General features: G+C 43.8%; 17 protein-coding genes. 13 read left to right on the forward strand and 4 right to left on the reverse strand.

All coding sequences use genetic code 11. The features are described from left to right. Nucleotides 1-23: 23 nt before the first annotated feature. The 5 genes from MHB64_RS08410 (at nucleotide 24) to MHB64_RS08430 (ending at nucleotide 5,968) form a co-directional block, all read left to right on the forward strand. A complete protein-coding gene (locus MHB64_RS08410; RefSeq protein ID WP_280787387.1) occupies nucleotides 24-2,762 on the forward strand; it encodes a GH36-type glycosyl hydrolase domain-containing protein in 2,739 nt (912 codons plus the stop codon). A 151-nt stretch (nucleotides 2,763-2,913) separates the two neighbouring features. After that, nucleotides 2,914-3,801: a hypothetical protein gene (locus tag MHB64_RS08415; RefSeq protein WP_341134140.1), complete on the forward strand. Its 888-nt coding sequence runs from the start codon at nucleotides 2,914-2,916 to the stop codon at nucleotides 3,799-3,801. A 110-nt stretch (nucleotides 3,802-3,911) separates the two neighbouring features. Continuing rightward, a complete protein-coding gene (gene serC / locus MHB64_RS08420; protein ID WP_094876472.1) occupies nucleotides 3,912-5,000 on the forward strand; it encodes a 3-phosphoserine/phosphohydroxythreonine transaminase in 1,089 nt (362 codons plus the stop codon). Between the two features lie 124 nt (nucleotides 5,001-5,124). Beyond that, complete coding sequence (gene trmL / locus MHB64_RS08425) at nucleotides 5,125-5,589, forward strand: tRNA (uridine(34)/cytosine(34)/5-carboxymethylaminomethyluridine(34)-2'-O)-methyltransferase TrmL (RefSeq protein WP_042125678.1); 465 nt, start codon at nucleotides 5,125-5,127, stop codon at nucleotides 5,587-5,589. A 124-nt stretch (nucleotides 5,590-5,713) separates the two neighbouring features. Continuing rightward, nucleotides 5,714-5,968 (forward strand): AbrB/MazE/SpoVT family DNA-binding domain-containing protein, encoded by a 255-nt coding sequence (locus tag MHB64_RS08430; protein ID WP_039871533.1) that lies wholly within the window; start codon nucleotides 5,714-5,716, stop codon nucleotides 5,966-5,968. 367 nt (nucleotides 5,969-6,335) lie between these two features. Here MHB64_RS08430 and MHB64_RS08435 read toward each other — a convergent pair whose 3' ends face one another. Next, nucleotides 6,336-7,403, reverse strand: coding sequence for a phosphodiester glycosidase family protein (locus MHB64_RS08435; RefSeq protein ID WP_280787386.1), 1,068 nt, complete (start codon nucleotides 7,401-7,403; stop codon nucleotides 6,336-6,338). Then, on the reverse strand, nucleotides 7,400-7,807 hold the full coding sequence (locus tag MHB64_RS08440) for a hypothetical protein (protein WP_094870508.1): 408 nt from the start codon (nucleotides 7,805-7,807) through the stop codon (nucleotides 7,400-7,402). Before MHB64_RS08440 ends, MHB64_RS08435 begins: the two co-directional genes overlap by 4 nt. 283 nt (nucleotides 7,808-8,090) lie before the next feature. Here MHB64_RS08440 and MHB64_RS08445 point away from each other — a divergent pair, with 283 nt between their 5' ends. The 3 genes from MHB64_RS08445 (at nucleotide 8,091) to MHB64_RS08455 (ending at nucleotide 10,271) form a co-directional block, all read left to right on the forward strand. After that, nucleotides 8,091-8,747, forward strand: coding sequence for a DNA-binding response regulator (locus MHB64_RS08445; protein WP_042186245.1), 657 nt, complete (start codon nucleotides 8,091-8,093; stop codon nucleotides 8,745-8,747). Nucleotides 8,748-8,886: 139 nt separating this feature from the next. Continuing rightward, a complete protein-coding gene (locus MHB64_RS08450) occupies nucleotides 8,887-10,104 on the forward strand; it encodes an aminotransferase-like domain-containing protein (RefSeq protein WP_341134141.1) in 1,218 nt (405 codons plus the stop codon). A gap of 23 nt (nucleotides 10,105-10,127) precedes the next feature. Further along, nucleotides 10,128-10,271 carry a hypothetical protein gene (locus MHB64_RS08455; RefSeq protein ID WP_341134142.1) on the forward strand — a complete coding sequence of 48 codons (144 nt, stop codon included), beginning with the start codon at nucleotides 10,128-10,130 and terminating at the stop codon, nucleotides 10,269-10,271. A 593-nt stretch (nucleotides 10,272-10,864) separates the two neighbouring features. On the opposite strand, the gene MHB64_RS08460 is transcribed toward MHB64_RS08455, so the two are convergent. Then, a complete protein-coding gene (locus tag MHB64_RS08460; RefSeq protein ID WP_341134143.1) occupies nucleotides 10,865-11,800 on the reverse strand; it encodes a DUF2161 family putative PD-(D/E)XK-type phosphodiesterase in 936 nt (311 codons plus the stop codon). 181 nt (nucleotides 11,801-11,981) lie between these two features. On the opposite strand from MHB64_RS08460, the gene MHB64_RS08465 reads away from it, so the two are divergent. The 3 genes from MHB64_RS08465 to MHB64_RS08475 all read left to right on the forward strand — a co-directional run bounded on the left by MHB64_RS08465 (nucleotide 11,982) and on the right by MHB64_RS08475 (nucleotide 18,798). Then, nucleotides 11,982-13,877 (forward strand): PrkA family serine protein kinase, encoded by a 1,896-nt coding sequence (locus MHB64_RS08465; RefSeq protein ID WP_094874370.1) that lies wholly within the window; start codon nucleotides 11,982-11,984, stop codon nucleotides 13,875-13,877. 465 nt (nucleotides 13,878-14,342) lie between these two features. Further along, nucleotides 14,343-15,269 carry an AraC family transcriptional regulator gene (locus MHB64_RS08470; RefSeq protein ID WP_256990042.1) on the forward strand — a complete coding sequence of 309 codons (927 nt, stop codon included), beginning with the start codon at nucleotides 14,343-14,345 and terminating at the stop codon, nucleotides 15,267-15,269. 451 nt (nucleotides 15,270-15,720) lie between these two features. Beyond that, nucleotides 15,721-18,798 (forward strand): S-layer homology domain-containing protein, encoded by a 3,078-nt coding sequence (locus MHB64_RS08475; RefSeq protein WP_341134144.1) that lies wholly within the window; start codon nucleotides 15,721-15,723, stop codon nucleotides 18,796-18,798. A 70-nt stretch (nucleotides 18,799-18,868) separates the two neighbouring features. On the opposite strand, the gene MHB64_RS08480 is transcribed toward MHB64_RS08475, so the two are convergent. After that, nucleotides 18,869-20,260, reverse strand: coding sequence for a SpoVR family protein (locus MHB64_RS08480; protein ID WP_341134145.1), 1,392 nt, complete (start codon nucleotides 20,258-20,260; stop codon nucleotides 18,869-18,871). Nucleotides 20,261-20,826: 566 nt separating this feature from the next. Between MHB64_RS08480 and MHB64_RS08485 the strand changes: the two genes are divergently transcribed. Both MHB64_RS08485 and MHB64_RS08490 read left to right on the forward strand, forming a co-directional pair. Beyond that, nucleotides 20,827-23,073: a helix-turn-helix domain-containing protein gene (locus MHB64_RS08485; protein ID WP_179281602.1), complete on the forward strand. Its 2,247-nt coding sequence runs from the start codon at nucleotides 20,827-20,829 to the stop codon at nucleotides 23,071-23,073. Between the two features lie 45 nt (nucleotides 23,074-23,118). Then, nucleotides 23,119-24,738: an extracellular solute-binding protein gene (locus MHB64_RS08490; protein WP_094870425.1), complete on the forward strand. Its 1,620-nt coding sequence runs from the start codon at nucleotides 23,119-23,121 to the stop codon at nucleotides 24,736-24,738. Nucleotides 24,739-24,862: the final 124 nt, after the last annotated feature.

A 24,862-nucleotide genomic window follows, 5' to 3' on the forward strand; every position in this document is an offset into this window, starting at 1 on the left:
GTGTAAATGAGAGGATGGGGACAATGGACCGCAAAAAAATTCAAGGCTTTGAATTCACCGGAAAGGATGGGGAGTTCAAGCTTCAGCAACCGGATCATAGTAGTTTCTTATACTTCCCTCTAGTAAATGAGGGGGGAATGATGTCGACTGTAACCCCGAAGCTTCATGGTCAGGCGACGACTGGTCATAATACATTTTTAACACCGCCCTTATCTGTTGAAGATTTGCATAATTCACGCGCCTCACGTAATTTCTGGGTTTACGTCGAAGGCAAAGGTGCTTGGTCTGCAGCTGGAAACTCTGCTAAGCAAAATGCAGCGTTCTACACCTCATCTGCTGATGATGCAGTACTTGAGGCTGGATTCCTATGGCATCGTGTGACTCGCAGCAACTCTGAGATGGGTGTCAAAGCTGAGATTACCAGCTTCGTACCTAGCGGTAATGATAAGGTAGAACTTATGAAAGTTACGTTGACGAATACGGGAACAGAGGAGCTTACTCTTACACCAACGGCTGTAGTTCCCTTGTATGCCCGTTCCGCAGATGATCTGCGCGATCACAGACATGTAACCTCCCTGCTGAACCGGATTTACACCTCAGCTTATGGTGTTGAGGTTCAACCTGCACTATCTTTCGATGAGCGTGGTCATCGCATTAATCACACTTCTTACGGTGTATTTGGTGCAGAGGGTGATGGCAGTCAGCCTGATGGTTTCTTCCCGATTCAAGAAGAATTTATCGGTGAAGGTGGAAGTCTTGACTGGCCAGAAGCTGTTATTCTGAATGCTACGCCAGAGATTGGTAAAGGTGGCGGCGTGGATAGAGAGGGTTATGAAGCCGTTGGTGGTCTTCGTTTTGCTTCAATTACCTTGTCTTCTGGTGCAAGCCATTCTTATGTCGTAGTTATGGCAATTGATAATGATAGAATTAACGTTGAAGCGTTGATGAGTAAATATGGTACATCTGAAGCTTTTGATCATCTGCTAGAGGAAACTAAAGCGTTCTGGGCAGACAAAGTGAATATGGTTGAATTTCATACCGGCGACTCGGATGCAGATCAATGGATGAAATGGGTAACCATCCAACCGGTCCTTAGGAGACTGTATGGTAACTCCTTCTTACCGTATCATGATTATGGAAGAGGCGGACGTGGCTGGCGAGATCTTTGGCAAGACTGTCTGGCACTGCTCATTATGGAGCCTGCCGAAGTTCGTAGCCTACTCTTCAACAATTACGCTGGTGTGAGAATTGATGGCAGTAACGCAACCATTATCGGTCAACAGCCAGGTGAATTTATCGCTGACCGTAACAATATCCCTCGTGTATGGATGGATCATGGGGCATGGCCGTTTTTAACAACGATGCTCTATCTGGATCAGAGTGGTGATCTTGATTTCTTGTTGCAAGAACAGACTTATTTCCGGGATACTTTTATGAGTCGTTGTAAGGAACGTGATACTTCATGGAATACCTCTGTAGGCAGTGATCTTAGAACAGCCTCTGGGGAAATCTACAAAGGTACAATTCTGGAACATATTTTGCTGCAAAATCTAGTTCCATTCTTTAATGTAGGGGAACATAATAATATCCTGCTCGAGGGAGCGGACTGGAATGATGGCCTCGATATGGGTGCGGATCGCGGAGAGAGTGTAGCATTTACATCTTTCTATGCTAGCAATCTATTGGATATTTCTCGGGTGCTGCGTAATCTTAAGACTTCCAAAGGTCAGGAAACTGTTGAATTAGCGGAAGAAATGCAGCTACTGCTGGATACTCTTAATGAGTCTGTAGATTATGGTTCTGTATCAGGTAAGCAAGAGAGATTGGATCGATATTATGCTGCCGCACCAAATAAGGTGAGTGGAGTTCGTGTATCTCTCGATATTGATAAAGTAGCTGATGATCTGGAGCAAAAAGCGGAATGGTTATTTAACCATTTGCGTAGCAACGAGTGGGTACAGAGTGAGAATGGTGATGGCTGGTTTAATGGTTATTATAATAACGATGGTGAACAGGTAGAGGGTGAATTTTCTGAAGGCGTTCGTATGACGCTAACGGGTCAAGTGTTCCCGCTTATGGGTCATGCAGCGGCTCCGGAGCAAATTCCACACATTATAGCAGCTGTAGATCGTAATCTATTTGATGATAAGATTGGATACAGGCTTAATTCCCGTTTCGGTGGGATTCAGCAAAATCTGGGTCGTGCTTTTGGTTTTGCTTTTGGCCATAAAGAAAATGGGGCCATGTTCAGTCACATGACCATCATGTATGGAAATGCGCTTTACAAACGTGGTTATGTAAAAGAAGGTCATAAGGTCCTTGAATCTCTTTACAGCTTGAGTACAGATTTCGAAAAAGCGCGTATCTACCCAGGTATTCCTGAATATATTAACGAGCAAGGCAGAGGGATGTACACGTATCTAACAGGCTCTGCAAGCTGGCTCTTGCTAACCATGGTCACTGAAGTATTTGGTGTGAAGGGCAAGCTGGGCGATCTATTGCTAGAACCTAAATTAGTAAAAGAACAATTTGATTCTGAGGGCAAAGCATCCATTAAGACAATCTTTGCAGATCGTGAATTTGAAGTGCTCTATAAAGCCACAGGAAGCTTTAACTTCGGAGAGTACCAAATACACTCCGTTACGTTGAATGGCAGTGGGGTGACGCTGCAGCGCGGCTCAGGAAGTGCGATTATTCCACGTGAAGAGCTCCTTGCTCTGCAGACAGAGAAGCTTCACGTGATTGAAGTGACTCTGGCGTAATCATAACAAGATTTTATTAAAGACGTCTGCACCGTTATGAATAGCGGCTGCAGACGTTTTTTTGAAAGTTATAAAAACTAAGGTTCTTCATAAATGATATAATGGGACTAATTTACTTATTTGTTGAATGATTGAAAGGGGTTTGTGAGGGATGGGGTATAGGCTTTCAAATGGCGTATTATCTGTGGATATCGCTGATATTGGTGAAGATTATAAAGGGACTCGTTTTGACTGGACGGGGTTCATCACACAAGTTACGTTAGAAAAGGGTAACCATACGTTTTGTGTGCCAGAGAGCTTGAAGGAAGGCGAAGGTACTGGTGGAAGTGGACTATGCAACGAGTTTGGCATTTCCCGGGCAATTGGGTATGATGAAACGCCGATCGGAGGCTGGTTTCCAAAGCCCGGAGTCGGATTGTTACAAAAGCTGGATTCGCAGGGCTATAGCTTTCATAGCAAGTATCCACTAACTCCCTTTGCTATTGATATGGAGGTTAGGGTTGATTCGATTATATATACTGTCCAGCCGATGGAAAGTAACGGATACGCAATGCTTTTGACCAAAACGATCTCTATAAAGAACGATCAATTGAAAATTGCATATGAATTGCATAACAAAGGGGATAAGCCAATCCAAACCGAGGAGTACATCCACAATTTCGTAGGGATTGATGGCTTGAACATAGGTTCGGATTTTGAATTGCGTCTCTCGAATGGGCTCAAAATAGAAGAACCGGAATCTCAATATACGAATAATTTACTAGAGGTATCTGGTAATACACTTACTTGGTCAGAAGAGCCAGACCGATCCTTTTACTGCAAGCTGAGTGGCTGGGGAGGCCCGGAGGCTGAGTTCAATTGGGAGTTGGTCCATAAGCCTAGTGGAACAGGAGTGCGCGAGAGCGGAGATTTCCCGGTGGCACGAATGGCGCTATGGGGAGAACGCCATGTGGTCTCACCTGAAGTTTTTGTGAACATTAGTCTTTTACCGCATGAAAGCAAGTCCTGGAGCCGAACTTATCATTTTTTCACATCCTAATAAGCAGCAATCAAAGCTTTTATGTGAATAATTATACTTGCTGGTGTGTGAGATTATTGCTATCATAAGCGATATCCATATTGATAGGAGAGAAAGGGTGGGGAGTAGTTTTGAATAAGAGAGCATACAATTTTAATGCCGGACCGGCAGCGTTGCCGCTTACGGTACTGGAACGCGCACAAGCGGAGTTTGTTGATTTCCGAGAAAGTGGAATGTCTATCATGGAGATGTCGCACCGTGGAGCAATCTACGAATCCGTGCATAATGAAGCGCAGGAACGTCTGCTTTCGCTCCTCGGCAATCCGAAGGGCTATAAGGTATTGTTCGTACAAGGTGGAGCAAGCACACAGTTTGCAATGATCCCTATGAACCTGATTTCCGCAGGCCAAGTAGGTAGCTATGTTATGACAGGTAGCTGGGCAGATAAGGCTTATAAAGAAGCTAAATTGGTAGGGGGCGCTCATGTTGCTGCTTCTTCCGAAGACAAGAAGTTCTTAGCTATACCTGAATTGAGTTCGATTAAAGCTGCGGAAAATGCTGCCTACCTTCACGTTACTTCCAATGAGACCATTGAAGGAACGCAATATGCAGAATATCCGGATGCTGGCTCGATTCCGCTCATCGCAGATATGTCCAGTGATATCCTTTGCCGGCCAATCGATGTCAACCAATTCGGAATGATCTACGCTGGAGCACAAAAGAACCTTGGTCCTTCCGGTGTGACTGTAGTTATTGCTAAAGAGGAATTACTCGCAGAATCACCTTCTAACATTCCAACTATCATGCGTTACAGCACTCATTACAAAAATAACTCTCTTTACAATACACCTCCATCTTTCTCTGTATATATGGTTAACGAAGTATTAAAATGGATTGAGGAGCAAGGTGGTCTTGCTGGTATCCATTCCAAGAACCTTGAAAAAGCGGGTCTATTATATGATCACATCGATGGAAGTGACGGCTTCTACAGTGGGGTTGCTGAGAAGAGCAGTCGCTCCATTATGAACGTTACCTTCCGGATGCAATCGGAAGAACTCGAAAAACGGTTTGTTAAAGCTGCTGAACTGGAAGGTTTTGTCGGCTTAAAGGGACATCGTAGTGTGGGTGGCTTGCGCGCTTCCATTTACAATGCAGTTCCTTACGAAAGTGTTAAAGCACTTTCTGATTTCATGAACCATTTCCGGCAAACTCAAGGTTAATGAACTCTATCGTAAACCTTCCGCCTATGGGTGGAAGGTTTTCAGTTTGTTTGGAGAAGCTATGGTTATGCACTAGAGTAAAACATCTGGCTATTAAAGCCTTTAGAGAGGAAGGAACCCTATAATGGCACTCCATATCGTATTAGTTGAGCCGGAAATACCGGCCAATACTGGAAACATTGCGCGTACCTGCGCAGCAACAGGCACTCATCTTCACCTGGTTCGCCCGCTCGGATTCCGTACAGACGATGCTACATTGAAAAGAGCAGGATTGGATTACTGGCACGCTGTTAACATTGAATACCACGACTCTTTTGCTGAGGTACTTGAGAAGTACAGTGAGGGACGTTTCTTTTATGCCACGACGAAAGCAGAAAAGAGATATAGCGACTTTGATTTTCAAGATGGAGATTTCTTTGTTTTTGGTAAAGAAACGAAGGGGCTTTCTGCTGAAATTCTGGAAGCGGGTAAAGAAACAAAAATGCGCATGCCGATGAGTGATGCAGTGAGATCGCTGAATTTATCGAATTCTGCGGCTATTATTGTATATGAAGCCCTTCGACAGCTGGATTTTCCTAATCTTGTTTAGAAAAAAGACATTTTTTTGTTTTTTTTCAGCAGGATTCGACATTTTAATAACGAAATATAATGAATGAGCCGAAATATATAGTAGCTACAAATTATTAGTTGAACAGGAGAGGTGTACGTTAGATATGAAACCTGCTGGTGTAGTTCGCAAAGTGGATCAGCTGGGTAGAATTGTTCTGCCTAAGTCCCTGCGTAAAAGGTATCAGATGAATGAAGGCGACCCGGTTGAAATTTTGGTACAGGGTGACCATATCATCTTGGAGCGTTACCGTCCAAAATGTGTTTTCTGCGGTTCAATGGAAGGTGTGAGTGAATATAAAGATCGTTATATTTGCGCTGCATGCCTCTCAGAAATGACGCAATTGCCAAGACACGCCTAGGAAGTACATATTTACACATTTAGAATTCTGACAGCCTATAGTTTTCTAAACAAAGAAACTGTCCCATTCGTAGACTTCTTCTACTTATGTGGCAGTTTTTTTGTTTCAGGCTTATAAAAAAATGCCTCAGAGCCAAGTGGCTACTGAGACATTTCTTGCTTATAGACCTTTTGTTTTGTCGTCGTTGTAAGATGAGGTAAGGATGCCGACCATAAATAACACAAATACGATAGTTACGATCCAAAAGGTTAATGAGAACGACATGCTGGCACCTCCATTAGCAAATGTATTCGTTATCAAGATTATACCCTGCAAATCAATAAAAATAAACGCAAATGTGATATGTTGCATAGACATTTTACTATAATCATTCAAAAAACAGGAAATTTGTCGGTACAGCTCTAAGATTTCCGTCTGAGGGCTTGTTGACTACTCTTCCGTTGAAGATGAGCGATGACGATCCTCCGCCATCCAGATTATAAGCATCCATGACGCCCATGTTATATAGCTTGTTCTGAATTTCCTCTAGCCGGGCACCAGAGCTGCCAAGCTCATTATAACCATCCGCTACAAGGATGAGAAGCTGATCATCCTTATAATTACCGATTACTGTACGTGGCGCGCGATTGGGGGACGTTTTCCACTTTTCCGGGATCGGTATTTTGACGTTGTTCTTAAGTAGAACAGGAACAAAGGTTGCACCAAATACGGGTTCGAGTTGATCTAACTGTGCACGACTGTAAAATTTCCCTCCGATTAACTGTCCGGACTTGTTCAGACCTACGAAGCTGAGATCCTTGAATGTCGGCTCGAAACCATTGAGGTACTTTCCATCAACCACAGTAGTACTTAAGGGATAGCGTTTTCCGGCTTTATCCGCAAAGCCTCCAGCATTAATACCTGCAATAGCGCCATGACTTTGTACAGCGTGCATTGTGGTTTCTGCGCCACCAGTAGCTTCTTTAGCAAGACTCATCTGCATCGCGGTTGGATCCTTCAATTTGATCTTCAAAGCATAGGCCTTATAGTTACCTGGATTCAGCTTATACAGCTCGATTCTAATCCGGTCGCTGCTAAGGACCTCAGAAGGTATTCCAAGCTTGGCAGATATCCGGCGGTTATAGATAAGCTCAGGACGGCTCGCTTGATTCTTCGCTGTCTCGACCAACTTATTCATAGCAGTAGTGGTTCCTTTATATAGCTTAGCGCTAGCGCTGACTGCATCTATGGTGTAGGATGCAGTGCCTTCGGCTAGGGTTAAATCCTTTTTTAGGACAGCTGTTTCATTCAGAGGCCCTGAGATAGGTGCGAATTGTCCTACATCAAGATCCAGCTCGAGCGGTGGTCGATACCACCACATACATATCAGTAAACCTAAAAAAGGTGCGGTTAGAAGCATAAAGAAACGGTTCACTCTTTTGACTGGTGTCATCATTTAATCAGATCCATTTCTTTCTTCAAAGCTTCTAACTGTTTGCTAACCTCGCTCAATTGCGTATATAGCTTGTTACTATTGTCTGTTTTGGCACTTGCATTATCTTTAGTGAAGGTTAATAGTTCGTTAAAACTTTGCACTGTATTCTGCAATTCCTTCACTTCTTCAGTGAGAACGGCAATTTTCGACTCATAGTCGGTCTTAAGAACGGTAAGCTGCTGCTGGCTCTGATTGCTAAGTTCGCTCAGCACTTGCTGCTTTAAATGGTTTGTGTAGCTGTATACAGCATATACACCCATTCCAATCATCACGATCCAGAACAGTAAAAACCATTTTACGGAAGAGCCGCTTCTCACAGCAGCACGGCGCGAGTGTACCGGGGACGTTTCCGCTAGCGGTTGCATTTGATCACCTCGGGTTGGTCTTTTTTTCAAGTCCCCATTCTATCAGACTTTGACTAGTTTCGCAAAAATGTAAGAGAGTGTGAAAACTAGAAAAAGTAATTGCATCCTATTAAACTACTGCGATACAATTTCTATAGATTGGAATTTCTGATAGACGTACTCAAGGTAACCAGCGAGAGAATAAACGAACAAGTCATCATACTTCCTTGCTTGCGTTTAAACCGGAAACGCTGCGGCGCTTTCCTTTCTGGATGATTATATAAAGCAGGAGGTCTGGGCATTAATGATGAAGGTTTGGCAGGTGGTTATTGTGGGGTGTCATCCTACAAGTATGCTGGGGACAAAATTGATTTTGGAAGAGGGAGGAGAGCTTAAAGTTCTAGGAATGTATTCAACTTGGGACGAAGGCGCTTCCATCGTAAGGGAAAAGAATCCCGAGCTAGTGCTGGCAGATTATCATATGCCTGAAGGTAATATTGAGAGTGTGCTGTTAAATATGAAAAAAAGCTCACCAAACTCACATTTTGTCGTGATGACGGATGAAGACGGCAGGGATCTGCTACAGCCCCTCATAGAGCTGGGAGCCAGCGGGATATTTTCGAAAGGAGCTTCTCCTCATCAGCTTTTACAGCTGATCCTGGGTTTGCGAGTGGGTTTTCTTTCAATGCCGCTAGAATGGATAGAAAAAGGATCCTGGCCGATTTCGACGTCTAAAGGACTGGATGATGTTCTTCAATTGACGCAGACAGAGATGTTTATTATGGAGCGAATCGTTCAGGGGATTACTTATGATAAAATAGCGCTTGAAATTGCAGTAAGTCGCCGTTCGATTGACAATTACCTGCGCAAAATTTATGTGAAGCTTGATGTTTCGACGCGAGCGCAAGCCATTGAGAAATTTGCTCTATTTTCAAGACAAAACAGGCAAATCTACGCATAACCCAAGCTATACGACATAATGAAGGTAAAGGCGGAATATTCTTGAAATAGAAGAAAGCATATCACGTTAAATGGATAATGGTTCTCGAAGGAGGATAACTTAGCCATTTCTACTTGGTACTAGGGAAGGGGGATTTCGCATGCTTTACCAATTTTCTGCTCGCGCGCACACACTGCTATCGTCACCGCTTCTAAGTATTCGCACCCAAACACGGAGAAGCTCCATGATATCGCTTGCTGAAGAATTACCAGCGGAAGAACTGTTCCCATTATCGCTGCTTGCCGAAGCAGCCTCTACGGTGATATCTGCAGATGCAGGAGCACTTCAATATGGTGATCCTGCAGGGTATGGTCCACTTCGGGAGTGGCTTGCCGGGGATTGGCTCAGAGAAAAAGGGGTAACTGTTACCGAGGGTGGAGTTCTGCTAACAACGGGGAGCCAGCAAGCGATTGATTTGTTATCGCGGGTGTATATTGACCCGGGAGATCGTGTATTAGTAGAAAATCCGACATCTCCAGGATTCTTGCAAACTCTTCGGATGCAGGGTGCCATCATTATTCCCGTAGAGGGTGACTTGGATGGGCTTCATCCAGATCATTTGCGGAGGCAAATTGAACTGCATAAGCCTAAGATGCTGTTCGCAACACCAAGCTTTACGAATCCAAGTGGTATCCTATGGAGCTTAGAGAGACGGCGTGAGGTGCTGGGTCTTTGTATCGCTTATAACATCCTGATTGTAGAAGATGATTCTTATGGTGATTTACATTTCCAGAAGTATGGTGAACATTGGGCCACAAGATATCCATCCTTGTATGCGCTGGAAAATATAAGTGATGGCGGACACGTATTATATATCGGTTCGTTCAGTAAGACCGTTGCGCCCGCGCTGCGGACGGGCTGGGCTGCAGGCAGCCGGGAAGTGATCGGGATGATGGCTGCTGCCAAGCAGATGGCAGACTGGCAATCGAGCGCATTAAATCAGCGGCTCTTGCATCATTTGTTGGATGTGACCGCTTTTGATCTTCGTGAGCATATTGCGCAGCTGAACCGAGAATATAACACCCGACTGAAATTAATGGTTGAACTGCTAAAACGTTCAGCTTGGAAGGGAAGCTCCTACGACCTGCCGTCAGGAGGTATGTTTCTATGGGTATCTCCACCGGAGGGAATGGATGTTATGGCACTGCTAAAATGTGCGCTAGGTAAGGGAGTGGCATTTTTGCCAGGACCGTTATGTAGTGTCGATGGCAGCGGAAATCACATTCGTCTTAACTTCAGCCATCCCGGCCGGGATGAGCTGTTACTCGGCATGAATCTGATGAGCGAGGCGGTTAAGGAGTTCACGGCTCGGAGTTAGGTGGGTGCTGATTAAGGAATCTGATGGATCGGACGTATAAAAGTAACGAACAGGTTGATGAGCGGTCATATGCGCAGATAGAAGTGTGGGCAGATGAACTGGCAGATCAATGTATGACACACCCTGGAAGTCATAAAGGACAGAGTGGTGCATTAGGCAAGGAGTAGAGTGCGGGGGAGGTCATTATAGGTGATTTCTCCCTATAACTGGCTGATTTATATTCTGGAATGGAGATTATAGGGAATCTCTCTCTATAAATTTCGGAAAAAGCCCTTTTTATGGAGCAATCTATGCATTTATAGGGAGGAAATCCCTATATCTCGGTTTTTAGCGCGTATATTGAGGAATTATAGGGATGATTTCCCCTTAATCCAACTTCTCCCCTTGAGATTAATGCTTCGAAGGTAAGTTCTGTTTCTATGGCTTAACGGATTGGAACACAAAAAGCATCCCGTCGATGGGATGCTTTTTGATGTTACCTAGACATTGTTACGTGTGCATTAGAATAATAAGTTTAAAGTCCGAGTAAATGATTAGAACCTGATTAAAAGACGAAAATCGAAGTGAAAGATCAAAATCGAAGTGAAAGATCAAAAACGAAGTGAAAGATCAAAATCGAAGTGAAAGATCAAAATCGAAGTGAAAGATCAAAAGCAGAGAAAAAGATAAAAGTCCTAGTGAAAGATCAAAAGCAGAGAAAAAGATAAAGGCTCCAGCAAAAATTTGAAGTTGAAAGAATTTTTTATTTAGTATAGGCAAGCTAATTACTGTGATGACTATTGGAGGCGGCGCCGCCAGTGATAGCGGCGTATTCCACTAGCGCGGCCTGACCGGCTGGAGTCAGGGTATAGCGCCCACGGCTGACACGGTGGAACCAGCCGTAGTAGTTGTGCTGCAGCATAGCGGCGGCGTTCGGTACGCCGCTACGCTTCCGCAGCTCGGCCGGAGAGATCCCGGCCGAGCGGGCGCTTGAGGCAGCGCTAGGGGCACCGCTTCGCGTGCCAGCCGCCGCTGCCTCCCGTGCTGCCGTGTCCCCGGCAGCACGCCCCTCCGGCGCTGAGCTCAGCGCCGGAGCCTGTGCAGCGGTGCTCGCCGCTGCACGTTTGCCCGCTGCGAGCGAAGCCTTCGCAGCGGCCTTCTCGGCAGCGACGGCGGCTTCCGCCTCCGCTGCCTGTAGAGAAAGCGCGACACGCAGCGCTTTCTCGCGGTAGGCTGTCACGAGCTTGACGCGCGTGCTGCCGCCGATGTTGTAGTCTCCGCTGCGCTCGCGGAACTCATAGAGCAGGCGCTCGCGCCGCCGCTTGTTGCTGCGCTGCGCAGGAGGCTTCTCGTCCGGCTCTACGAGCACCTCGACCAGCGGGGCTTTGGTCTTATAAAAAACAACGGTGATCAGCCCGAGACCAAGACGGCGACACAGTCCGCTAAGCTCGCCCCAGCGCTGGTTCACCGCCCCTTTTTTATCACGGACACGTTCCACTGCGAGATAGACCGTAGGACTGAGCTTTAGCCGTTCCACGCCTTGCAGGAGCAAGGCGAGGTTGAACGATTTTTTCATCTCTACGATTAGAGGGTGCTCTAAATCCTCACGAATACCCACCAAATCACAAGTCCGAACCTCTCCCTTGATGCTGTATCCTTGCTTTTCAAAAAAAACCTTCAAAGGAGCATACAGCTCCGTTTCATGTCGTACCGCCATAGTGTCACTCCCGTAGCCCTTTATTTTCGGGTTTCCATTAAGGTTTTACTGCGATTTTATGATTCTCTATTATAGCACAGCAAAAAAGAGGTCAACTATTCCGCGCTTGCCGCATAGGTATGTAATACACTTTTTAACGCTATAGGAGAGCAAGTAGGAGCGCAAGAGGAGGCAGCGAGCAATGGATATTTTTGAGCGAATAGCTTCGTATCGGGCTGAGAACGACCGTTTGGCGTGGAGCGGGACCTTCAAGCAGTATATAGAACTTTTGAAAAAAGACCCCTCTCCCGCTAAAACCGCACACTCCCGCGTTTATGACATGATCAAGTCGCATGGCGTAGAGGACATAAACGGACGCAAACGTTATAAGTTTTTTGAACAGGAGATTTTTGGACTTGATCGTGCAGTCGAAAAGTTAGTGGAGGAATATTTTCATTCTGCAGCACGCCGGCTAGATGTTCGTAAACGGATTCTGTTATTGATGGGACCTGTCAGTGGGGGGAAATCGACCCTAGTCACGCTGCTAAAACGTGGTTTGGAACAGTACTCGCGGACCGATGCGGGTGCGGTATATGCAATAGAGGGCTGCCCGATGCATGAGGACCCACTACATTTGATCCCCCTGGAGCTTCGTCCAGAGATTGAAAAGGAGCTCGGTGTGCGTATTGAGGGCAACCTGTGCCCGTCTTGCCAGATGCGGCTGAGAAATGAATATGCGGGAGATATTGAGCAGGTCAAAGTGACTCGTGTCATTTTGTCAGAAGAAGAGCGGGTAGGGATTGGTACCTTTAGTCCATCCGATCCGAAGTCGCAAGATATCGCCGATTTGACAGGAAGTATCGACTTTTCGACCATTACTGAATTTGGTTCGGAATCTGATCCACGTGCATACCGTTTTGACGGAGAGCTCAATAAAGCTAACCGTGGACTGATGGAATTTCAAGAAATGCTCAAATGCGACGAAAAATTTCTATGGAACCTGCTATCACTGACACAAGAAGGCAATTTCAAGGCTGGCCGGTTCGCGCTGATCAGTGCGGACGAAATGATCATCGCTCACACCAATGAAACCGAGTATAAGTCATTTATTTCTAATAAAAAGAATGAAGCGCTCCAGTCCCGTATGATTGTCATGCCTGTTCCGTATAACTTAAGAGTGTCGGAAGAGGAAAAAATCTACGCGAAGCTGATCGCCCAGAGTGATATGAACCATGTGCATATTGCGCCGCATGCGCTGCGTGCCGCTGCTATTTTCTCGATCCTGACCCGTCTGAAAGAAAGTAAAAAACAAGGCATGGATTTGATCAAAAAGCTCCGGATGTATGATGGGGAAGAGGTCGAGGGCTACAAAGAAGCAGATCTCAAAGAGATGCAAACGGAGTATTTGGATGAAGGCATGTCCGGAATAGATCCACGGTATGTTATCAACCGGATTTCCAGCGCTTTGATCAAAGGTGATCTGCAGTGCATGAACGCACTGGATGTCCTGCGGGCCATTAAAGACGGACTGGATCAGCATCCATCGATTACAAAAGAGGAGCGGGAGCGTTATTTGAACTTCATCTCCATTGCCCGCAAAGAATATGACATTTTAGCTAAAAGCGAAGTGCAAAAGGCCTTCGTCTACTCCTTTGAGGAGTCCGCCAAGACATTATTTGAGAATTATCTTGATAATATCGAAGCCTTCTGCAATTGGTCTAAAATCCGCGATCCGTTGACGGATGAGGAGATGGAGCCGGATGAGCGGTTAATGCGTTCGATTGAAGAGCAAATTGGTATCTCAGAGAATGCGAAAAAAGCGTTCCGTGAAGAGATCCTGATCCGGATTTCCGCGTATTCACGCAAAGGGAAGAAATTCGAGTACAACAACCACGACCGCCTGCGGGAAGCAATTGAGAAGAAGCTATTCACAGATCTCAAAGATATCGTCAAAATCACCACCTCGTCCAAAACGCCGGATGAAAGTCAGCTCAAACGGATCAATGAGGTGTGCGCTAGACTGATTGATGGGCATCACTATTGCCCCATCTGCGCTAATGAGCTGCTGAAGTATGTGGGAAGTCTGCTTAATCGGTAAAAAGAGTTCCTTTAAAGTACGTGGGTGTTCCAAAAGCCATGAAAATGGCTATGGGGCACCCTTTTTTGCCCTTTCATTTTTTTATCTTCCTCCTTTTACCCTCTTTATGTTGATCTTAACGCCCCGCCCCCCATCTGACTAATTTGGTTGTTTTATGTAGAAAGTTCGGAGCTGCTAAAGGACACAGGTGACCCTAAAGGTTGATTTTAAACACATTCGAAGGTTATCGGACTCCATAGACGCTATTAGTAGGAAAAGCACTAAATATGAGCTGCTTTTTGAGTAATAGCTGCACTGGAGTCCGAAACTCCGCTCAAAAGGCCATATGTTTGCCAATAACGTCATCTGGGTCCGTAAGCTAATGGGGGCGATGCATTTCATTAGTGGGACAAGCTCTTGTTGTTGTACAGTTAATTATACAGCTCAGCAAAACAGGAACAATCCTCCTCGCTTGCAGTTGATATAATGAAATCACCGTACGGGGGAAGGCTGGTGCTGCACTTGAATTACAGTAAAGATATAGAGAAATGTGTTGAATATATTGAAGCTCATATCAAAGAAAATATAACTGTGGAAGAAATAGCCGCTGAGGTTGGATATTCGGTGTATCATTTTTGCCGAGTGTTCAGCTTATGCAAGGAAATGTCCGTGATGGAATATGTGCGGAGCCGGAAATTATCTTTAGCGTCAATTGAATTGTTTGCCGGTAGAAGAATCATTGATATTGCGCTGGACTATGGTTTTGAGACACAAAGTGGATTCACTAAGGCCTTTCGCAAGGCTTTTGGCTATAGCCCGACACAGTATGCCGCACGGATGGACGGATTTACTAAAGGAAAAACACGATTTGAAATCGGAGGTTTTATAATGAACCCTGTTATTGTTCGCCAGCCTGCATTTAAGGTCGCTGGGTATGGGATCCAAACTAATGTTGCAGGAAGTATGTACACTAAGGATATTGCTTCTTTTTGGAGTCATTATGAGGGTGAGAATCTGGAGTCTAAAATGTATAAAATATTAAATCCGCCTAAACACGGAGAAGTCGGTTTGTGTATTCCTTCCTCGGATAATGGCAATGCCACCTATCTTCTAGGTGTTATTGTAGAGGACTACTCCAAGGTGGAAAAGGATATGCTGACGATGGATGTGCCGGAAGCCGAATATGCTGTGTTCACAACGCCGCCAGTGGATACTTCAACGGATACAGAGCAAATACAGTTTGCACAGGTTATAAAAAGCACTTGGAAGTATATCTTCGAAGAATGGTTTAAGGACAGCGGCTACTTCTATGATGACAGTAAGCTGGATTTCGAATTCTATGACGAACGCTGCCATTCGCGGCCGGATACGGTGATGGAGATTTATGTTCCTGTGAAAAAATCGACCGAATGATGTGTAAGGGCAAATGCTGCTCGGTGATGATCGTAACTTCGGGGAATGTTTGGACTTTCGGTCGCTGTTGTCTCTGAATTTATTGATTATTCCTTAGCGGATTAAATCCAGAAACAAAGGCGAACGCTACGCTCCTACAGTTCCAAACTTCCCCTACGTTACTTTTACCTCAGCAGCATTTGCAAAGTTCAATTATTCAGTCGATACGGGGTGTCGACGTAAGAAGGTCCGCAGCGGGTTATACGCTGCGGGCTTTTTAACGTGCTAATAATAGAAGCATCTGGAGCGGATCTAATAGACAAGAAAACAACATATCATGATCGACAAAATAAGACACCTATGTAAAAAACAGTATGATATGATCGCTATGAATTCTCTAGCACTATTGAACTAATAGTTAAAGGATTAGAAGTATCTGTAGTTCATTTTATACATAAATAGGAGGAGTAAAGTGATTACTAAACAGGTTTTATTAAAGAAAACTATCGTATTCATGCTTATTGTTTGTCTTACCTCATTACCTTTCGGTACGATTTTTGCAAGTAAGGCTTCTGATATTCAAGGGACTTGGGCTGAAGCGCAAATTACGAAATGGATGGAGAAAGGACTAGTATCAGGTTATCCAGACGGGGATTTTAAACCGGATCATTCGATTACAAGAGCTGAATTGGTTGTGCTAATCAATAAGTCTTTTGGATTTGTTAAGACAGAGGAGCATTCTTTTAAAGATGTAAAAGCTTCAGATTGGTATTATTCAGGTCTTCTAGTGGCGAATGCGGCAGGATACATACAAGGTTATTCAGATGGTTCATTCGGGCCTAATAAGAAGGTCACACGACAAGAATTTGCGGTGATTATTAGTAAATTACTTGCACTGTCTTCTTCAGATTCAACTAATAAGTTTATCGACACATCAGCTAGTCCTGTATGGAGTAAAGGGGCTATAGGGTCTGTATACGATAAAGGAATAATGTCGGGATATGCGGATAACACCTTTCATCCAGAATCATTTGCTACTCGTGCAGAGGCTATCGTAATCTTGGACAGATCCTTAACGATCAAGAATGAAGCTTCTATAGGAAGCCTCTCGTACGATATAGCGGGTACTTATGGTCCTTTAACAGGGAATGAGAAAGTAAGCGGAGACGTAGTTATTAACTCTCCTAATGTAACACTAAGAAACATGACGATCACGGGTAACTTATTACTCGCAGAAGGAATTGCCGAGGGAGATATATTGTTAAAAGATGTCACGGTTAACGGTATTACTACGGTTAAAGGTGGGGGAGCTCACAGTGTTCAGTTCGAAAATGTTAGACTAACCTCAGTGATTGTTGATAAGAAGATAGGGACGATTAGAATTGTTGCTATAGGTTCAACAGTTATTGATAAGCTTCAGGTTCAATCTGCGGCAACTATTGAAGCTGCTAATGGAGTGAGTATTCAAACTTTGATTCTGAACGCTAGTACGAATGTTGTAGGGAATGGGACGATTGTTCATGCAATTATAAATGCACTCGGAATTATTATGGAACAAGCCCCACGTAATTTAGAAGTTGGAAAAGATGTATCTTCAAATGTGAGCATAACTATTAACGGTGTAACTAGATCAGTATCAACGCCTACACAGGCTCCTGCAGGAATAACATCTGGTTCTTCTGGTTCGCCAGGCGGATCATCACCGGGGGGAACGGGAACGGTACCAACGGTAACACCGGCACCGACACCGGTAACTACACCAACACCAACACCAACACCAACACCAACACCAACACCAACACCAACACCAACACCAACACCAACACCAACACCAACACCAACACCAACACCAACACCAGCGCCAACGCCTATTGTATCTCCATTACCAACTCCAATGCCGACATTTACGCCTGAAGTGACACCACCAGCACCAACAAGCACGCCGGGACCAGTGAATAATGTATTTGGAACAGTTACACGTGCAGATGGTCAGAAATTATTTAAAGAGGGCATTCTTTCTTTGAAAAAGGTTGAAAATGATATGAGTATTGGTTACGGAACAATGGTGATTGACGGGAAATTTAATATTAATTTACATGATGGAGATTATCTAATTACAGAGGTTTCTGATTTAAACTCATCGGAGCAGATTTCGTTATATTATATTTTCAAAGTATCTAATGGACAGCCTGACCCTAGTTCGCTTGATATTGTAATCCCAGAAGGACATCAAGGTAGTGTTAAGTTTCATGATGGTACTTCAGTAAGAAACGGTTCGTTAACTATTTCAAGGATAGAGCCCAATGTATCTGCTATTTTCAATGCACAAATAGTAGAAGGTGGATTTACTTTGTACTTACCGGATGGAACATATCTAGTTAATCAGATTAATAATGAAACCAAAGAGCAAATCTCACTAAATTATAAACTCAAGATTGTTAATGGTCAGATTGACCCAAGTCAACTTGCTATAATAATTCCTCTTAAGACTACTGGGACTATCGCTAGGGTAGATGGATCAGTAGTACCTTCAGGAACACTTATGGTGCATAGAACAGATAGTCCAGAGGTTCCAGGTTATTTCGCACAGGTTCTAGAGGGCGAGTATAGCCTGTATTTGTCTGACGGTAACTACCAGGCAGATAATTTTTTCGTCAATAATATCGCTAATAGAATTTCAATAGATTATAGGTTCACGGTGATTAACGGTAAGACGATCCCAAGTCCGTTGGCAATTACGATACCTAAAGCATATGTTGGTAGTGTTCAAAATGCGGATGGAAGTGTTATAACAAATGGATCTATAACCGTATATAAGACTAATGTAGATGGTTCCCAGTCCTTTTTCACTGCAGCTATTTACCAAGGAATATTTACCTTGTTTTTGCCTGAAGGTGCCTATCAATTAATTAATTTATCTAGCGGCATAGAGCAAATACGACTAAATTATTCTTTTATAATAGCAAATGACCAACCTGAACCGAATCTACTAAATATTATAGTGCCAAAGAAGTATACGGGGACAATTAGTTCTGAGGAGGGATCACAGGTAAATGGATGGCTCGGCCTTGTTAGCACTGGTTCCGAGAAGCCTGCTACTAAAAACTTCTTCCAAGTAAAAAATGGAGAATTTAACCTTTACTTACCGGAGGGGTCATATGAAGTTAATACATTTACTGATTTGAATCAAAATCAAACACCGCTAAGCTTTCCTATTACAATAGGGAAGGAGCAGACTAGTCCGGTTTCAATCCATATAGCATTACCTCAAAAAAATATTACAGGTACTTTAACCTATTCAGATGGATCGAACTTAGCAGACGGATTATTTTTTGTGATTAGTACGGAGTCGGGATCTACTTTTCAGTTAACTGTTTCAATGATTGATGGCAAATTTGATTTTTATTTACCTGATGGTAACTATAGAGTAATGTCCCATTTAAATCTAACGAACAAAATATCCACCTTTATCGGAACTAATTTCACGGTTATTGATGGGAAGTCTAACCCGGGTCCAGTCGTTATAATAGTGCCCTTACCAGAGTGGTAATAACATAACAACTAAAATGAAGAAGGCCCACAGAGCGCTGATGCTCTGTGGGCCTTCGTAAAGCTAACCCCTAAATAAACTTCCGCTGTACCTTCTTGCCATCATACGAGAACCGCGCCTTTTTGTCCTCCACAACGGTCTGTAGATGAACGGTCCGACCCCATAACGAATAGATATGCGGGAGCGTGCGCTCCAAATACTTCAGATCCAGCTCGATGCTTTCGTAGCGGTGGGTTATAAATAGCTCGCCATTCTTCTCGAAGTCGGCATCCTCTATAACTAAGTAAGGAGAGCCGCCGTTGACTCGAGCGAGCACCAGTTGATCCCGTACATTTTCCCATGCTTTGTCGGTGATTTTCCATTCCGGGCCTTTTTTCTCAAAAACATAAAGATCGAGGTCGTTCACCAGTTCCTTGGACAGATAGCTGCGAATAAAAGAAGTATCGGACTCCAACTCGCGAACCTCAAATATTTTCTCACGGTCCCAGCGGCGTTCGATGTCTTCGAAGATTTTTAGACCAAGATAGTATGGATTCAGGCTTTGCCGTGAAGGCTGCACGACGGAGGAATTTAGTTTAGCGTATTCTACGGTTTCCTCAACCGTTAGATCCAGTTCACGGACGATACGCTGATGCCAGTACGAAGCCCAGCCTTCGTTCATGATCTTCGTCTCCATTTGTGGCCAGAAGTAGAGCATTTCATCGTGGAGCATGGTCATAATGTCTCGCTGCCAATCCTCCAAGACGGTGGAATATTGCTGGATAAACCAGACGATATCTTTTTCCGGCTCAGGTGGGAACGCACGATTTCCGGATGATGCTTCCTGTGGTCCAGAATTGCTCTTGTCTAGATTCCATAACTCGTCGTACGGATTGGCTGGTTTGGAGCCACCCAGAGGGGCATCCTTGAGTTCCTTCATTTTGGCTTCCAGCAGATGGGTCTTACCCAGCTTGCGCGGCTGAATGAGGCTGGGATCTATATGCTCTTGAATGGCCAGTACCGAATCAATGAACTTCTCCACAGCATCGGTGCCGTAGGTCACTGAATAACCGGCGATTCGGTCCGCTGTAGCTGACATGCTCTCGACCATATCCCGGTTGGACATAGAGAATCGCATGTTATTTTTGAAAAAATCGCAGTGTGCCAGCACGTGAGCTACGATCAGTTTGTTCTGAATCAGCGAGTTCCCATCAAGCAGGAAGGCATAACAAGGGTTGGAGTTAATAACGAGCTCGTATATTTTACTCAGCCCGAAATCGTATTGGGATTTCATTTTGTGAAACGTCTTTCCGAAGCTCCAGTGACCAAATCGTGTTGGCATTCCATAAGCGCCGAATGTATAAATAATATCTGCTGGGCATATTTCATAACGCATGGGATAAAAATCCAAGCCGAAGCCAGTAGCTATTTCAGTAATTTCAGCAATCGCCCGCTCCAACGCATTAATTTCTTCGCTTGGCATGATTCTGTGCTCCCTCCTATAATTCTGTAGATCCAACCTGAATAAACCCTCACGAAATGGGGTTTGGCTTCATATAGATGGGTCGATCAATGTAGTTCATATTATATATATGGGTAGGGGAAGGGCAATATGACGACTCTTCCTCGTTGTCCCTATGGCACAAAGACTTTTGAATGTCGGGAGAATATCACTCCATAAAGATAAGTAGCTTCTTGTTAAGCAATCCATTCTCCAGTGTGAATTTCTCAACATGAAAGCTACAGCATTGCAGATTTAATTTAATTAAATATAAATAAGTTTATATGAATACCGTTTCGGTATTTACAATCGCCAATGCATGTGCTAATTTAGCGATGTAACCGTATTCATATGTAGATTTATTAAATGATTAACAAAAACATAAATCTTGTTTGGAACATTCCTTATTCAGCCTAAATCTAACAAGTGGGAGTGATAAGATTGGAAATCCTCGGTTGACGATGTTGAGATACAGGAAGGACAGATGAACTTAGTATAGCTGCACATCCCAGTGCTACTCCTCAGTGATTATGATTATGGAGGTAAAAATGCGTAAATTTAAAATAAATATTTTATGGAAATTTCTACTTTCATATATTATTGTCTTGTTGCTGCCGCTTTCTGTTATTATCTTTTATTACTATCCATATTCCAATTCAATTGTGAAGAATAAAATATTGGACTGGAATACACATATTACCGAGCAAGTAGCCAGCAGTATGGATCTGTTTATGCGGCCAATCTATTCTCTCCCCACTTCGATTGTAGCTAATCCTGAAATCAAATTATCCTTATTAAAAAATGATGCATACCAGCGATACGTCGTGGCTAATGAGATGAAGAAATACAAAACAACAGATACCCTCTTGAATGATACTTTCTTATATATCAAACAAAGTGGGTATCTGTTCTCAAGTACAGGGTATATCTATGAGTTGGAGCGCTTTATGAATCCTAAGAATGGTTATGTATATACGTCTTGGAGTCAAGAGCAGTTCAACCAAGAGATCAATGTAATCAACTCTATTCAAGTTCGCCCTTCAGAGGATGTTGCCATTCTTGGCGAAGGACGCGTTAAGATGATTACGGTGATGATTCCTCTTCCTCTAGGTGTCGACCAATCCGAAGGCTGCGTCATCTATATGATCAGGCATGATACGATCGAGCGAATGATGAAGTCAGTGTCTAATAGCTATACAGGAGATTTCATCATTCTTGATCAACATAACACCCCTATCTTTTCACTCAACCATCGTGATGATTTGCATGAGGCGAATTTCAAGCAATTTATTCAGCAGCTGCAAGCATCACCATCAGGCGGTGAAATGGATTATGACGGAGATGCTTATATTGCCTCCCAGACCGTTTCCAAGCAGAATGGCTGGAAATACATAAGCATGAATCCGCTGGAATCGGTACTAATGGAGACGAAGGAAACGCAGCGCAACACAATTATTCTCGTTATATCCATCCTGCTTACTGAGATTATTATCATCTATTTATCCATCCGTAATAATTATGCCCCGATTAAGTCCCTTGTCCAATTCTCCAGGCATGCATTTAAAGGCAACACGGAAAGTGGCGGCAATGAGTTTGATATTATACGCTCCACGATCCAGAACCTGTTTCAGTCAAAAGAGCAATTAGACCGGAATGTCCAAAGTATCGTTCCGAAGTTACGTGATAATATTCTGTATGAAATCATAAGTGGACAGTACTCTTCACTTCAAGACATGCTGCTTGAGGCAAAGTCCTATGGCATCACCTTTACGTATGCGAAATGCACGACTGTGGTCATCAATGTGATTGGAGATATCGAGCAAGTATTTGAAATTGTGAAGAGCGTTAAATTACAGCCCGAGGACGCAATGGAAGGGTATTTTATTCGGAGTATTCATAATGATGATATTCTATTTATTTCCACACACACAGCGGAGCAAGCATTACGGGAGATGTTCATGAAGCTGCAGGCTGAGATTGAATTGGTTACCGGCGCTAAGCTTGTGATCGGAATAGGAAATACCGTTGATAACCCAGGCGAATTTCATGCTTCTTATATTAATGCGCTTAGAACAGTCGAACATTTACGCATCAAGAATGAAGATTCCATCCTGTCCTTTCATGATCTGATGCAGCAGCGGAATGAGCCTGTACCTTATCCGGCTGAAACGATTCAATCGCTGGAATTGTTCATCATGACGGGTGATGTCACCGAAGTGCAGAAAACAGTTCAACGACTCATTGAGTTTCTGCAACATGATCGAACGCCTCCCTATATGATTCGGGCTGTATTTGTAAATATCTCGACCATTATATTAAACAATCTGATTCGTTTAAAGCATCAGGAGAATATGGAGCAGCTTGGGATTACATCGTTTCACAATCGTATTACGGTAGCCCAGATCACTGAGATTTTAGAGAAAAGTGCGGATATATTATGTGAATTGATGGCTAGTACGCATACTTCCTCTAAGGCAGCTACATTGGATGAAGTGCTTAAATATATTCAAGAGAATCAGTTCGATATCAACTTCTCACTACAAGCTATTGCCGATCACTTTGGGATGTCGGTGTCGAATTTTAGCCACTATTTCAAGAAGAACGCCGGACAGAACTTTAAAGACTTTATGGATGGGCGCCGAATCAATCATTCGAAGCAGCTGCTTATTCATTCCGATGAAACTATTGATTGGATTGCAGGCAGGGTAGGCTACACTAACCCTTCCAGCTTTATTCGCGCCTTCAAAAAACATGTAGGAGTCACACCTGGGCAATTCAGATTGTTTAACAAGTGAATATCTTCTTGTCTATTGCAGATATAAGATACGGGGGGATTCAATATGCGAGGAATGAGACGATGGGTTATATGTGTGTGTATGCTACCGGTGATTATACTGCTCCAGGGATGCAGTGCGAATAATGAGTCTGAACATACTACAGAGCGCAATGTAGAGCCGCTAGACAGGGTACAGATTAGCGTGATGACACCTACACATCAGCTATCCAAGAATCTTCAGGATATTCCTTATTTGAATCGCATCGCTTCTGATGCAAAAATTCATGTGAACTGGATGCAGAAACGTAACGGATGGGAAGAAGCGAAAAGCACTGCTCTGACAAGCGGAGAATTGCCTGATGCTTTTTTGGCTGGATTGACCGATCAGGATATCATCGCGAATAAAGATAAATTCGTAGACCTTAGTGAATATATCGATAAATATGCCCCGAATATCAAGAGAATGTTTGAAGAAGTTCCCGAAACCAAGCGGGTGAGTACATTTCCGGATGGGAAGATGTATTCTCTTCCCGGTGTAAGACCGATTAATACAGATAGCTATAATGTCTTGATGATTAATAAGAAATGGCTGGATAAGCTTGGACTGACAGAACCGACTACGCTGGAAGAATTGCGCGAGGTATTAACCGCCTTTCGCAATGGAGATCCCAATGGCAACGGGAAGCAGGATGAGCTTGGAATGGACTGGTGGGCAGGTGCTGGAGGAAGTCTGGGGAGCAGAGGTCTATTTAGTGTGACCAGTTTACTAGGGGCTTATGGAGTGACAGATAATTTCACCGAGGAGATGATCGGAGTGACGAAAGGGCAGATCCGATTTTTGTTCGAGAGTGATGAATATAAGAGCTTAGTCTCTTACCTGGCAGAGCTCTGGAAGGAAAAGCTGATCAACCCTGACGTGTTCACGCAAGATTATTCAGGAATGAAGGCAAGTGCGCAACAAGATGATGTGGCAACGGTTGGTGTGACCTTCGGCTGGTCATTAACAGATCGCGTTGGTAAATGGGCCGATGAATATGTGGCTTTGCCACCGCTGCGCAGCAGTAGTAATGTGGCGCCATTATGGCCAATGAGTCCTTCTCGCGTAAGAATAACAACCAATCTGTTTAGCATGACAACAGCTAATCCGCATCCTGTTGAGACCATTCAATGGATTGATCAATTCTACTCTGAGGAAAATTCGATCCAAGGCTATTACGGCTCCATGCCTGATTATGTGGCTAAGGAATCTGACGGCATATATACCATAGTACCCGCTCCAGAAGGTGATCAGGATACACAGCAATGGACGAATGCTCTCGTGGATAATGGTCCGCTTTACTTTTCGCAATCATTGGAGAACAAAACGATTGTTCCTCCTGCGGTAACGATACGAAGAGAATTGGACAGCATCTATAAAGCTTATGAACCTAAACCAGTGGACATCTATCCGATGATTAAATTTTCGTCAGAGGCGCTTAATGAAATGGCCTTGGCGAAATCAGATATATTTAAACTGGTCGATGAGAAATTTGCGGAATGGATTATGAATTCAACTGTAGATAAAGAATGGGATCAGTATATTAATCAGCTGAAACAAATGGGACTGCCAGTACTGTACCGAATATATCAACAGGGGTATGAGGATTATTATGCTCAACCAAATTTGAACGTCAACAATAATTGAAAACGAATTCAAAAAACACCCGAAATTATAAAGTTGTTAACGCTTTCAAATATTGCGAATACTTAAATTCTTGTTCGTATACAACCGCCTCAACCCCGGGTTAAAGTTGCGATGTGGCTGTCAT

Source organism: Paenibacillus sp. FSL K6-2859, from assembly GCF_038008265.1.
Lineage (GTDB): Bacteria > Bacillota > Bacilli > Paenibacillales > Paenibacillaceae > Paenibacillus_AQ > Paenibacillus_AQ nitricinens.

Excerpts from the sequence above, each read along its gene's own strand:
- MHB64_RS08410 (WP_280787387.1), top strand. The coding sequence starts at position 24 with ATGGACCGCAAAAAAATTCAAGGCTTTGAATTCACCGGAAAGGATGGG.
- MHB64_RS08415 (WP_341134140.1), top strand. The coding sequence starts at position 2,914 with ATGGGGTATAGGCTTTCAAATGGCGTATTATCTGTGGATATCGCTGAT.
- trmL (WP_042125678.1), top strand. The coding sequence starts at position 5,125 with ATGGCACTCCATATCGTATTAGTTGAGCCGGAAATACCGGCCAATACT.
- MHB64_RS08430 (WP_039871533.1), top strand. The coding sequence starts at position 5,714 with ATGAAACCTGCTGGTGTAGTTCGCAAAGTGGATCAGCTGGGTAGAATT.
- MHB64_RS08435 (WP_280787386.1), bottom strand. The coding sequence starts at position 7,403 with ATGATGACACCAGTCAAAAGAGTGAACCGTTTCTTTATGCTTCTAACC.
- MHB64_RS08440 (WP_094870508.1), bottom strand. The coding sequence starts at position 7,807 with ATGCAACCGCTAGCGGAAACGTCCCCGGTACACTCGCGCCGTGCTGCT.
- MHB64_RS08445 (WP_042186245.1), top strand. The coding sequence starts at position 8,091 with ATGATGAAGGTTTGGCAGGTGGTTATTGTGGGGTGTCATCCTACAAGT.
- MHB64_RS08450 (WP_341134141.1), top strand. The coding sequence starts at position 8,887 with ATGCTTTACCAATTTTCTGCTCGCGCGCACACACTGCTATCGTCACCG.
- MHB64_RS08455 (WP_341134142.1), top strand. The coding sequence starts at position 10,128 with ATGGATCGGACGTATAAAAGTAACGAACAGGTTGATGAGCGGTCATAT.
- MHB64_RS08460 (WP_341134143.1), bottom strand. The coding sequence starts at position 11,800 with ATGGCGGTACGACATGAAACGGAGCTGTATGCTCCTTTGAAGGTTTTT.
- MHB64_RS08465 (WP_094874370.1), top strand. The coding sequence starts at position 11,982 with ATGGATATTTTTGAGCGAATAGCTTCGTATCGGGCTGAGAACGACCGT.
- MHB64_RS08470 (WP_256990042.1), top strand. The coding sequence starts at position 14,343 with ATGAAATCACCGTACGGGGGAAGGCTGGTGCTGCACTTGAATTACAGT.
- MHB64_RS08480 (WP_341134145.1), bottom strand. The coding sequence starts at position 20,260 with ATGCCAAGCGAAGAAATTAATGCGTTGGAGCGGGCGATTGCTGAAATT.
- MHB64_RS08485 (WP_179281602.1), top strand. The coding sequence starts at position 20,827 with ATGCGTAAATTTAAAATAAATATTTTATGGAAATTTCTACTTTCATAT.
- MHB64_RS08490 (WP_094870425.1), top strand. The coding sequence starts at position 23,119 with ATGCGAGGAATGAGACGATGGGTTATATGTGTGTGTATGCTACCGGTG.